Here is a 10,649-nt window from a genome sequence, read left to right on the forward strand (position 1 = left end):
TACAAATCAATATACCAATAGTTAAAATATTTAGTAACGGATGAAAAGATAACATTTTGTATGCTTAAGCAAGCTTTATAGGCTTTAATCTTCATTTTCCATTATTCTGGAATAGATGATATTAAATAGATTTTAGATTTTTTTATCCAAATATAACTTTTTGTATGCCTTCTCCATCTAATCATACAGAGGGCCCTCAAGGAGGAACAATCATTTGCTGGAAAACGAACTGGATATCAAAAAAGCGCAGAAAGGCGACCACGAGGCGTTTACCCGTCTTTTCAGGCAACTGGAATCCCAGTTGTACAGATTAGCCAAAACCATTCTGCTAAAAGATGAAGATTGCGCGGATGCTCTTCAGGAAACGACACTGAAGGTGTATAAAGGGCTCACCAACCTTAAACAGCCTAAGTTTTTTAAAACGTGGGTTATACGCATCCTGATTAATGAATGCAATCAGTTACTTCGTATGCGAGAGCGAACTATAGCTGTGGCGGAGATTCCCGAAGAACCGGTCGATTCCTATGTGCATTTTGAAGATTCAGGCAACGTAGACCTGCAAAGCTTCATTAATCAGTTGGACGAATCCCTGCGGCTTGCTATCGTGCTTTTTTATTATGACGATTTATCCATTAAGCAGATTGCAGATGTGCTCGACATCTCCGAGGGAGCGGTCAGAGCACGACTTCATCGCGCACGGAGATTGTTGTCCAAACAGATACATCCTGTGCGGGAGGAGGGTCTTGCTAATGAATAATAACCATTTAGAGAAGCAGATCAGGGAGCTAGGAAAGGCTAATACACAGGAGCTTCCTCCTTTACTGCGGTCGCGGCAGGATTCCATTTATGCATCGCTCGCCACAATTGTCCAGGATCCTGTGAAAAAGGAAAAGAAAAAACGGATATATCCAAAAATCGCAGCTGCTGTATCTGCAGCGATAGTGCTAAGTGTTATGCTAACGGCCGTCTATCCGCCAACATTGGCCAATGCGCTCAAGCAGCTTCCATTGATTGGTGGGATTTTTGAAAGGGCAGATGATATAGGATTGCAGGCCGCTCAGCGTCTGGGTCTGATCACCCGACCGAATAGCAGTGATACGCATGATGGAATCACCTTGTCTGCCGAAGAAGCAGTATTTGATGGCAACCGATTGGCATTCTCAGTGAAACGTGAGGGAGAAGGGCTGGACGGTAAGCTTGCCGGGGTGACGATTGGAGCAGATGGAAAACCTTTTCTAGGGAAAGGTTCGATAATGTCAGCAGAAGTATTGATCGATGGGGTTTCAATGGAGCAATTCTCAGATGGTCGTTGGGAAGCTGTTCCTTTTCTATCCTGGATGGAAGGCAAGGAGCAGAATACAGCTATTTTTGAACTGGTGGATGCTTCGAATTTGGGGATCACCAAGCCTTTTCCTGATCAATTTGTACTGACTGTAACCCTTCTCTTAAACGGTATAGATACACCATATATTCTAGAGATTCCTGCACGGAAGGTCACAGAAAATAGTATTGCCGTACCTGATATACGTGCACAAGCAAAGGAATGGAGTCTGACGCTACAAAAGCTGGAATATAGCCCATTAACCACACGTCTGTTGCTTAAGCTTGAACAAGAGACTGGCGGCGATTACGCAGATTTTAATACATTTGGCTTTGAAGTGATGGACGAACAGGGGATGGTTCTGCAAAATATATCACAAAAAGCACTCCTGTCTTCCAATAGATCGCGGGATCTGAATCTGCTTGTAGAGCCGTTCGAGAAACATCCCAATATGCTCACAATCCGTGGCTATCTTTATGAGTTCGAGGACCCAAAAAGTAAGAGTGGCGCATTCAAAATAGACCATGCTGGAAATCCTATGAAGCATTATATCGACGGTCTGGAAATAAACGTGCTAGTTAAATAAAAACTAAGGAGATGGATTTCATGAAGAAAATGACTACGAAACTGTCTGTAATTTTAAGTGCTGCTGTATGCCTTGGAGCGTTGGGAATGCCGGCGCTAACCCAAGCAGCCAGTGTTCAAACCGCCGCTGAAGCTTCCCTGAATACAACAAAAGTCGCCGATTCACACGATCAGCTTACTTTAAAGGGCAGTGCACAGTTTGACGGTAATTATATTAAGATCGATCTGAACCGTGAGGGATCCCTGTTCTCAGGAATGCTCGCAGGAGTAACCTTGAATGAGAAAGGTGAAACTTATCTGGCAGAAGGAACCATTGTGGGGATAGACGCCAAGATCTCTGGACCAGGAGGGATTGATTTACAATCACCACGCTGGATCAGTGATGCTGACGCCAACAAGGCGGTTGTTGTATTGCAGACCGGATGGCTAACTGAACAGCAAAAGGCAAGCCTAGCTTCCTCTGAATTGAGCATCCATGTGAAGCTTAACGGAATCGAAGATCCGTATGTACTAAAGTTTTCTCTCAAGCAAGCAGGAGTAGCGCGTAACATTCAGCTACCCGCTTTAAAGAAAGACAACCAATTTGAAATCAAAACCAATCATGTTGCTGTGGGAGAGACTTCTGTGCGCATTGCTTTAGCAGTGAAAGGTGTTGCTACCCAAGCACAGGCTTTAGGATATGATATTTATGATAATCTGGGAAACGAATTAGAATATATTGCACGGGAATCTGTTGCAACAACCCAGAATACTGTTTCTGAAGATTTATTGTTCGAGGCGCTTCGCCCGGCCGCAGAATATCTCATTATCAGACCTTATCAAGCGGTATTTGAAAAAGGCACTGCCGGGGCTTATAAAGTAGATGCCAAAGGCAATGTAGTTAAGAATTACAACAAACAACTGGAGATCAAAATTCCTTTGAAATAATAATCGTTATCGCAGCAACAGATCCATATTTAGGAGGAAAAGGGGAGTACCTGTTGGCCGTAAGGCCTGAGGTACTCCCCTTTTGCATGGATAAAACGTAATTGTACTACTAGTCATCCATAGACAAATCCAGTGTATTCCCTTTTCGAATGAAGACCTTGTAATTAGCAATTTTGTCGTTCAGCATCTTCTCTGTCTCTGTTAAATGTCTGATTTGATCCTGAACTGAGCTTCTATGATCCTCCAGAAGATTCAAGCGGGCTTGGCTTGTATGTTCTCCTTCTAAATATAACTGGGCATATTGCCTGATTTGTGAGATGGGCATTTGGGTTTGCTTTAACCTCAGCACAAATCGCAGCCAAGCAAGATGAGTATCATCATATACCCTTTCCCCATTGGCATTTCGTATCGGAGCAACGATCTCTTCTTTTTCATAATATCTCAGTGTATATGTGGTTATCCCCAATAACTTGGATACCTCGCTAATCGTGTACATGCATATCCTCTACTCTATTTTATTTTGTAAGTCACCCTGATTATAAAAAACATTTGCCTTAGAGTAAACTCTAACCTATATAATCAAATCGCTTTAAGATCGAATTACATTCTCGTAGAAAAAATAGGAGGCATTCACATGAAATACACTGTAATTACCGGCGCTAGTTCAGGGATAGGTTATGAAACAGCCCTAGCTTTTGCTTCTCGTGGAAAAAACTTAATCCTTGTGGCCCGCAGAAAGGAACAGCTGGAGGAATTACAGTCTGAAATTGCCCGGATTCAACCGAATGTAGAGGTCGTCATTCAAACGGCTGACTTATCCGTTATCGAGAATGCTTATACGTTGTATGAGAGCCTGCAAGGATATGCCATCGAAACCTGGATCAACAATGCCGGATTTGGGAACTTCGCTTCAGTAGCCGAGCAAGACTTAAATAAAATAACTACAATGCTACATCTGAACATAGAAGCGTTAACCATACTCTCCTCTCTTTTCGTTCGTGACTATTCTACTGTTGAAGGAGCGCAATTAATCAACGTTTCATCTGGTGGCGGCTACACCCTTGTGGGCAATGCTATAACCTACTGCGCGACCAAGTTTTATGTAAGTGCATTTACCGAAGGACTATCTCATGAATTAAAGAGTCAAGGTGCACCTATGCAGGCTAAAGTGTTGGCACCTGCCGCAACAGAAACAGAATTCGCGAAGCGTGCTTTTGATGTCACGAACTTCGAATATCACGGCGCTGTGCGGAAATTCCATACCGCGAAGGAAATGGCTGGCTTCATGCTTGATCTGTATGACAGCAATCATGTGGTAGGACTTGTGAATGGTTTGACGTATGAGTTTGAGTTGAGAGACGCTATTTTAAATTATGTGGAGAGTACGCGATAGGCTTGTCTCGAAAGTTAAACAAATATGGCCATGCACACTAACCAAGATATTGACACTTCCATTCGAAAATCTCATCAACAGCTTGATGAGCTCCACCGGATGTTCGAAAAGAATCTTTAGTCGTTGCAACAGCTTTTGGGAATGACGGAAGGGTGAGCACACGCTCTACAGCTTCACGCAGTTCAGTTGCAGTTAATCCTTGCATTTGTAATTTAATGCCCGCTCCAAGATTGACGACTTGCTCCGCAATGATCGGCTGATCCGCACTTTGTGGGATTACAATTAGCGGAACCCCATAGTAGAGACCTTCATGCGCACTATTCATTCCACCATGCGTAATGAATATTTTTGTGTACTGTAATATATCCGTCTGTGGAACATAGTTTTTAACTATGAAGTTGTGAGGAATTTCTCCCAAATCATAGATTTGCACTTTGTTCCCAATGGACATAACAATCGTATGATCCGTATTCCCGAATGCCTCAAAACAAAGCTTATAGAAATCACTTGCTTGGTTGAAGACCGTACCCATTGAAATGTAAATTAGGTCCTTCCCCTTGATTGCAGAAAATTCAAAATGATCTGACGTTAATCGTGAAGAGATGGAAGGACCAACGAATTTATATGATGGGTCGAAGGCTTCTCCATAAGGTTGAAACTCCCTTGTCGTATACACGATGGTAAGTGGTGCAGGATTACAGAACACTTCATAAGGAGAGTGAATCTGTACACCGTATTGTTCCTTTATTTTTAAGGTCAGAATTTGAAATCTATCGTCTACAGCTTTTACTATTTCTGCAGGGGCTTCTGTGTAGAATCGTTCCATGATTTGATCAAATGATTCCTTAGTCTGTGCAAAAGAAGTACAAGAGTTGATTGCAGGAAGATTAAGAATTTGAGCCAGTAAACGTCCACAACCAAACATCGAATCATGGATGATGTATTCGAAATGCTCCCCTTTGATCTGTTCAAGAACGCTTGGTATAACGATATCCGCCGTAAGTAAAAGCCCATTGACTCTTTCAAGCAGATAATCCCTTCCACCTGAAATAAAGGCCTTTACAAATTGTTGAGCGTCCAATGTCCGTACTATAGCACCTGTCTCCTCCATACGCTCCCGAAAAGCTTCTATAGTGAAGTACATTACCTCTTCTCCACGAGAAATAAGCTCCTGTACAACACCAATCGTTGGATTGATATGTCCCTCTGATCCAGCATTAATAAATAAGACACGTGCCATGCCTACCACTCCTCAGTTATGACCTTAGTTACGATGTATGTAGCTCCCTCTTTTGTCCTTTTCAATGTACCCATTATATGTTTAACTAAGAACCGACTTCTACTTATCAAAATCTCCAAATGATATTCTAATCCTAATTTTATCTAATCTTGCTATAATAATGAAAACATATTTAGCGAAGAATGGAGAGTGATGAAAACATGGACCGGATTCTGATCGTCGATGATGAACCCGACATTCGTGAGCTTATTCGCTTACATCTGGAACGTGCGGGATGGGACATCTCCGAAGCGGAGTCTGGGCGGCAGGCGATCCTACAGCTACAAACGCAGCCTTTCTCACTGATCGTTCTGGACATCATGATGGACGACGGTAACGGTTTCGAAGTTCTACGCTACTTGCGGGAACATCGCCCGGAAACGCTGGTTATTGCGCTTAGTGCGAGAAGAGAAGTGGAGGACAGAATTGATGCGCTTGGACTGGGAGCCGACGATTATATGACCAAGCCTTTCAGTCCAATGGAACTGCTGGCGCGGATACAGGCCCATTTCCGCAGGCGCCATCCCGAGACATTTAGCCGGCCCCATGTGATTCAATTGAATAAGCTTATTCTGGATATCGACAATTATGTACTACATAATGATGGGCAACAACATGGACTGACTCCAGTCGAATGCCATCTACTGCAAGTGTTCATGCTCAATCCTGACCGCGTACTAACAAAAGGAGAAATATACAAGCAAGTTTGGCAGCATGAAAACTATGACGCCAACAACCTCAGCGTCTTCATCAGCCGCATCCGAAAAATACTTGAAAGCGCACCCGGGTCCCAATCTAATCTTCATACCATTCGCGGCATCGGCTACCGCCTCTCAGGTGACGGACGATGAAGAGACGAACTAAGCTATGGCTGATGATGCTATCCAGTGCCGCAGGAAGTATCGTCTTGTTTATTACGATTACCCTAATGACCGGGAAGACTTGGACCCCAGGATATGATCTGAAGACGTTAAACGCCATCTCACATGAAGCACTTGCGGCTATAGAACGGCAAGACGCCTACTCGGGACCAGAGGTTCAACCTCTTCTGGAAGAAGTACTACGCCCGCATTCCAAGATCCGCCTAGAGTGGCTGGCTGAGGACGGGTCGACGCTGTATGATTCCGCCGGCGAGAATAATTCCTACGACTTCCGCAAATTAGCCGACCGTGTTGACCATATGCCAAATAATCTTTGGGGTGAAAATACTCCGATCACTCTCACTTATTCCGTTGCCCATGATCATCGATCCTATTACATGTTATTGAGTTTATCCAGCGAAGACATGACATCTGGACAAATATATTTTTTTCTCCGAACGTATAAGGCTTTATTAACATTTATTTTACCTCTGTTACTGGCGTTGTTGCTACCCTATCTCCTTTCCTTATGGTTTTTCTCTTCCACCGATCGTCGCATTACAAAACTGAACAACGCGCTGAACCAAGTTGGAATCCGACGCGATATCATCGTGCTGGAGGATAAGTCGAGGGACGAGATTGCTCAGCTGACTCAGCACTACAATTCAATGGCAAAGCGTATCCAGAGCCAGTCTGCCCACATCGAACAGTTAGAACATCGGCGAAGACTGCTCTTATCGGACCTGTCTCACGATTTGCGAACGCCATTAACTATGATTTTGGGTTATGCCGAGATGATCCGAACCGGTGCGTACAAGAATGAGAACGAGCTTCAGTCCGGGGCCAAAATCATCCTGCAGCGCTCTCGCTACATGGATAAGCTGCTTGATCAATTACTTGACATTACCCGTCAAGAAGAGCATCTACTTCGGCTTCAACTCGCTCCGCATAATCTGTCGGAATTAATGCGAAGGATCGCAGCCGAGTACCTCTTATTCCTGGACGATAAGAACATCGTGGTGGAGGCAGACATCCAAGATACAGATGTCGAGGTCATGATCGACGCACCGCTAATCGAACGTGCTTTGCGCAACTTGCTGGACAATGCCGTTCGTTACGGTGAAGAGGGACATTATCTGGGAATTGGACTAACGGAGGAACAAGAGGAAGTGGCTCTCACGGTCAAAAACCGGGGTAAAGGTATCGCCCTGAAGGATCGCGAGCATATCTTCGAGCGTTTCTACCGCGCCGACGGTGGAAGAAAAGGCGAAGGGCTCGGCCTCGGGCTCTCGATCGTCAAGGAAATCGCGGAATTGCACCATGGCAGCGTGCAATTGCTGGACGAAGCCGTGACGGAAACCATTTTTCAGATTAGAATTCCTAAGAAGTCTCCTAGTGAACGTGAAAATTAACGTTGATCAAAGCTACGTTTTTCTGCGTGCTTTTACGAATAAATAGAAGGAAGCGACGAGAGCGCCCAATGTTCCGCAAATCATATCCATCATCGTATCGGTCAAACTACCATTTTGCGAATGAAGCTCAAAGAGATGATCCACCGTAAACTCATAAATCTCCCACATTCCAGCCATTGCAACAGCAAACAGGAACGCGAACCAAGTGATGATGTTAGAAGGCAGACCGCCCAGCTCTTTACGCTTAGCCAACTTGAACAAGATGAATCGTCCTACGAAGAATAAAATAATTCCAGACAGCAGATGTTCAATCTTATCTAAGTAAGGGATGACACCATACAAATTGAATAAATTGGCGAGCATCATCGTGATTGTGATAAAGACCAGCACCGAAAATTGAAGTACGGGAGGCAGTTCGCTGTTGGTCCTTGTGATTAAGCCCTTAAAGAGTAACAGGACCAGAATGATAAGGGCCGCTTGAAATGTTTTATCATAATTTCCATTCAGGCCAAAATAAACAATTGATACTCCGCAAATGAGGTAGAGAATCATTTCAAAAAAATAATTAAATCTATGGTTTCTAGAAGTCTCTTGCATAGCAGTTCCTTTCTGACTAGACTCGTTTAATTAATTATCGCCCGTTCAAAGCCACCCCATACGACAATCATATCATTAGTTACAAAAAGACTCCCGTGACTTTCCCTTAGGCGGGAATACACGGAAGCCTTGAGCGATCCACAGCCCGGATGTGTGCTTACTTTTATGTGCTTTGACCTTACATCGCTTTTTCAGCCAAATCGTTAACTAAATTCCTCATCCACTTCCGGGAGTAAATCCGGGCGTAACCGAACCCAAAACGGACAACCTCCTCAAGTGATATGACGAGATATACAAGGTAGACAGGCTGCTTCCAGACGTATGATAGCAACAACCCGGAGGGGACACCTATCAGCCATGTCGCGGTCGATTCCATGCTAAACACGAACTTGCTGTCTCCCCCACTGTTTAGAATACCGCCTGCTATGATCATATTGGAAACTTTGGCCCAAAGAAATCCAGCGAATACGATAACGATATATACGCTCATCTGTTTAGCATCCTCGGAGATATTGAATGCGGAGACATACAGCTTCGAGCCTGCCGCAATGATAACCCCGACAATTAGAGAGATGATAATGCCAAGACGAATAAATTTTTTCGCATGATCGAGTGCGATGTCCGTTTCGTTCGCACCCAAACGGTTGCCAACCAATACCCCAGCCGCACTAGCCAGACCGGACAATAAGCCGATGCAAAGCCCTTGCAATGGGAAGGTAATGGTCATCGCCGTCATCTCCATCGTCCCCATGCGGCTATAGATAATCGCATATGCCGTTTCACCCAATACCCAGATCAATTCAGTCAGCAGCAGCGGATACGTCGTTCCAAAAAACTTGCGGATGAGCGGTTTAGGAATGATGAACAAGTTCTTTAGCCCAACAGCGCCCGGTAAACGATATTGGTACACGGCACCAATAATCAACAAACATTCTACCACCCTGGAAATAAGGGTAGCAATAGCCGCGCCCTTCAGACCAAGCGCTGGAGCACCGAAGTTCCCGAAAATAAGTACGTAATTCAGTATAATATTCAAAACAACAGCAATTAAGCTTACATACATCGGCCATTTGGCATGCCCCGTACTACGCAAAATCGCGGAATACATCATCGTGAGCATGACAGGTACAAAGCCGATCGACATGATCTGAAGGAAAATATACCCATTATCTATTACATTCGCATCTGTCGTGAACATGCTCAGAAAAAGCGGCGAATCGATGAAGACGGCTGCAGAGAATAAGAACGAGAACGCGAAGCCGACGATCAGTCCAAGGCCAAGCACCTGGGAGACACTTTTGGAATCTTTGTTCCCCCAAAACTGGGCTGCATAAATGGATACACCCGTCGATAAACCAGCCAAGACAACCGCGATGATCCCATATATTTTGGTGGACATCCCCACCGAGGCAATCGCCACATCTCCAAGCTGCCCGACCATCAATTGATCCGTCAAATTGAGCAATGCCATCAGTAAGCTTTGAAGCGTAACGGGCACAGCGATTTTATACACACTTTTGTAGAAGTTCTCTTTCTCTGACATGAATCGTTCACAACCCCCATATTCTCGATTTTACAGCGTCCATAGCCATTCGCAGTCTATGACTTTGTGTGAGGTTATATCACTTTTTTGTAGCGCATGAGCGTATAATTATCTTTTGGCTGAATTTCTACAACCTTGAACTTTTTCGCGAAGCATAATTGCTGATACCCGTCTCCATCCACTAAAGTAATGTTCGTGGAACCGCCTATGATGATCGGGAGCTGCATCAGAATAATTTCATCGACGATGTCTTGATTGAAGATATGCCAGTTCAAAAAGCCGCCGCCCTCGACCATCAAGCTGGTAATGCCAAAGTTGTCTTCCAACTGACGTTCAAGCTCCACGAAATCGACTTTATCCTCACCGCAGATGAGGCACTCCTTCCCTCTTTCCCGGATTTGCTTGATTTTATATTCATCCCGCCCTTTCTCGGTTGTGACAATAATCGTCCTCCCCTCATCCGAGAGCACATTGCTATCCAGCGGAATATCCAAGGTGGTCGTCGGAATGATCCGGATTGGATTTTTGTTCTCCTCATACCGATTAGTAAGAAAGGGATTGTCCGTCAGAATAGTATTTTTGCCGACCATAATGCCCTGCACATTCCCCCGGAATAGATGAATGAATTCCATATCCTTACTGGAAAACAAAGAAAAAAGCTCCTTACTCGAATTACCAGCTCCCATAGTGAGCTTACCATCAATCGAAATTTGGCTGAATATCGTTGTTTTC

11 protein-coding genes are annotated in these 10,649 nt (G+C 44.3%); 6 read left to right on the forward strand and 5 right to left on the reverse strand.

The features are described from left to right. The first annotated feature begins 214 nt into the window (after window positions 1-214). Genes CA600_RS00985 through CA600_RS00995 form a run of 3 tightly spaced genes read left to right on the forward strand, consistent with a single transcriptional unit; the run spans window position 215 to window position 2,833 of the window. On the forward strand, window positions 215-757 hold the full coding sequence (locus CA600_RS00985; protein WP_256989671.1) for a sigma-70 family RNA polymerase sigma factor: 543 nt from the start codon (window positions 215-217) through the stop codon (window positions 755-757). Continuing rightward, complete coding sequence (locus CA600_RS00990; RefSeq protein ID WP_179281476.1) at window positions 750-1,907, forward strand: DUF4179 domain-containing protein; 1,158 nt, start codon at window positions 750-752, stop codon at window positions 1,905-1,907. The genes CA600_RS00985 and CA600_RS00990 overlap by 8 nt, the downstream gene beginning before the upstream one ends. A gap of 20 nt (window positions 1,908-1,927) precedes the next feature. After that, a complete protein-coding gene (locus tag CA600_RS00995) occupies window positions 1,928-2,833 on the forward strand; it encodes a DUF5643 domain-containing protein (RefSeq protein WP_094868479.1) in 906 nt (301 codons plus the stop codon). A 109-nt stretch (window positions 2,834-2,942) separates the two neighbouring features. On the opposite strand, the gene CA600_RS01000 is transcribed toward CA600_RS00995, so the two are convergent. Continuing rightward, window positions 2,943-3,329 (reverse strand): MerR family transcriptional regulator, encoded by a 387-nt coding sequence (locus CA600_RS01000; protein WP_094868480.1) that lies wholly within the window; start codon window positions 3,327-3,329, stop codon window positions 2,943-2,945. A 138-nt stretch (window positions 3,330-3,467) separates the two neighbouring features. On the opposite strand from CA600_RS01000, the gene CA600_RS01005 reads away from it, so the two are divergent. Then, entirely contained in the window at window positions 3,468-4,226 is a 759-nt protein-coding gene (locus CA600_RS01005) for an SDR family NAD(P)-dependent oxidoreductase (protein WP_094868481.1), read from the forward strand. 37 nt (window positions 4,227-4,263) lie between these two features. On the opposite strand, the gene CA600_RS01010 is transcribed toward CA600_RS01005, so the two are convergent. After that, entirely contained in the window at window positions 4,264-5,466 is a 1,203-nt protein-coding gene (locus CA600_RS01010; RefSeq protein ID WP_094868482.1) for a macrolide family glycosyltransferase, read from the reverse strand. A gap of 200 nt (window positions 5,467-5,666) precedes the next feature. Between CA600_RS01010 and CA600_RS01015 the strand changes: the two genes are divergently transcribed. Together CA600_RS01015 and CA600_RS01020 are read left to right on the forward strand one after the other, a co-directional pair. After that, complete coding sequence (locus CA600_RS01015) at window positions 5,667-6,356, forward strand: response regulator transcription factor (protein ID WP_179281477.1); 690 nt, start codon at window positions 5,667-5,669, stop codon at window positions 6,354-6,356. Continuing rightward, window positions 6,353-7,777: a HAMP domain-containing sensor histidine kinase gene (locus CA600_RS01020; RefSeq protein WP_094868484.1), complete on the forward strand. Its 1,425-nt coding sequence runs from the start codon at window positions 6,353-6,355 to the stop codon at window positions 7,775-7,777. The genes CA600_RS01015 and CA600_RS01020 overlap by 4 nt, the downstream gene beginning before the upstream one ends. A 12-nt stretch (window positions 7,778-7,789) precedes the next feature. Here the strand turns inward: CA600_RS01020 and CA600_RS01025 are convergent, their stop codons facing one another. The 3 genes from CA600_RS01025 to CA600_RS01035 form a co-directional block, all read right to left on the reverse strand. After that, window positions 7,790-8,374, reverse strand: a complete 585-nt coding sequence (locus CA600_RS01025; protein ID WP_094868485.1) for a hypothetical protein — start codon at window positions 8,372-8,374, stop codon at window positions 7,790-7,792. 178 nt (window positions 8,375-8,552) lie between these two features. Beyond that, window positions 8,553-9,917 carry an MATE family efflux transporter gene (locus CA600_RS01030; protein WP_094868486.1) on the reverse strand — a complete coding sequence of 455 codons (1,365 nt, stop codon included), beginning with the start codon at window positions 9,915-9,917 and terminating at the stop codon, window positions 8,553-8,555. Between the two features lie 74 nt (window positions 9,918-9,991). Continuing rightward, window positions 9,992-10,649, reverse strand: a 658-nt coding sequence (locus CA600_RS01035) for a dihydrofolate reductase family protein (RefSeq protein WP_094868487.1), incomplete at its 5' end; no start/stop codon positions are given.

The organism is Paenibacillus sp. VTT E-133280 (assembly GCF_002264385.1).
GTDB classification, from domain to species: domain Bacteria; phylum Bacillota; class Bacilli; order Paenibacillales; family Paenibacillaceae; genus Paenibacillus_AQ; species Paenibacillus_AQ nitricinens.

Bases quoted from the DNA above. Each gene is read 5' to 3' on its own strand.
- CA600_RS00990 (WP_179281476.1), top strand. From the start codon at position 750: ATGAATAATAACCATTTAGAGAAGCAGATCAGGGAGCTAGGAAAGGCT.
- CA600_RS00995 (WP_094868479.1), top strand. From the start codon at position 1,928: ATGAAGAAAATGACTACGAAACTGTCTGTAATTTTAAGTGCTGCTGTA.
- CA600_RS01000 (WP_094868480.1), bottom strand. From the start codon at position 3,329: ATGTACACGATTAGCGAGGTATCCAAGTTATTGGGGATAACCACATAT.
- CA600_RS01005 (WP_094868481.1), top strand. From the start codon at position 3,468: ATGAAATACACTGTAATTACCGGCGCTAGTTCAGGGATAGGTTATGAA.
- CA600_RS01010 (WP_094868482.1), bottom strand. From the start codon at position 5,466: ATGGCACGTGTCTTATTTATTAATGCTGGATCAGAGGGACATATCAAT.
- CA600_RS01015 (WP_179281477.1), top strand. From the start codon at position 5,667: ATGGACCGGATTCTGATCGTCGATGATGAACCCGACATTCGTGAGCTT.
- CA600_RS01020 (WP_094868484.1), top strand. From the start codon at position 6,353: ATGAAGAGACGAACTAAGCTATGGCTGATGATGCTATCCAGTGCCGCA.
- CA600_RS01025 (WP_094868485.1), bottom strand. From the start codon at position 8,374: ATGCAAGAGACTTCTAGAAACCATAGATTTAATTATTTTTTTGAAATG.
- CA600_RS01030 (WP_094868486.1), bottom strand. From the start codon at position 9,917: ATGTCAGAGAAAGAGAACTTCTACAAAAGTGTGTATAAAATCGCTGTG.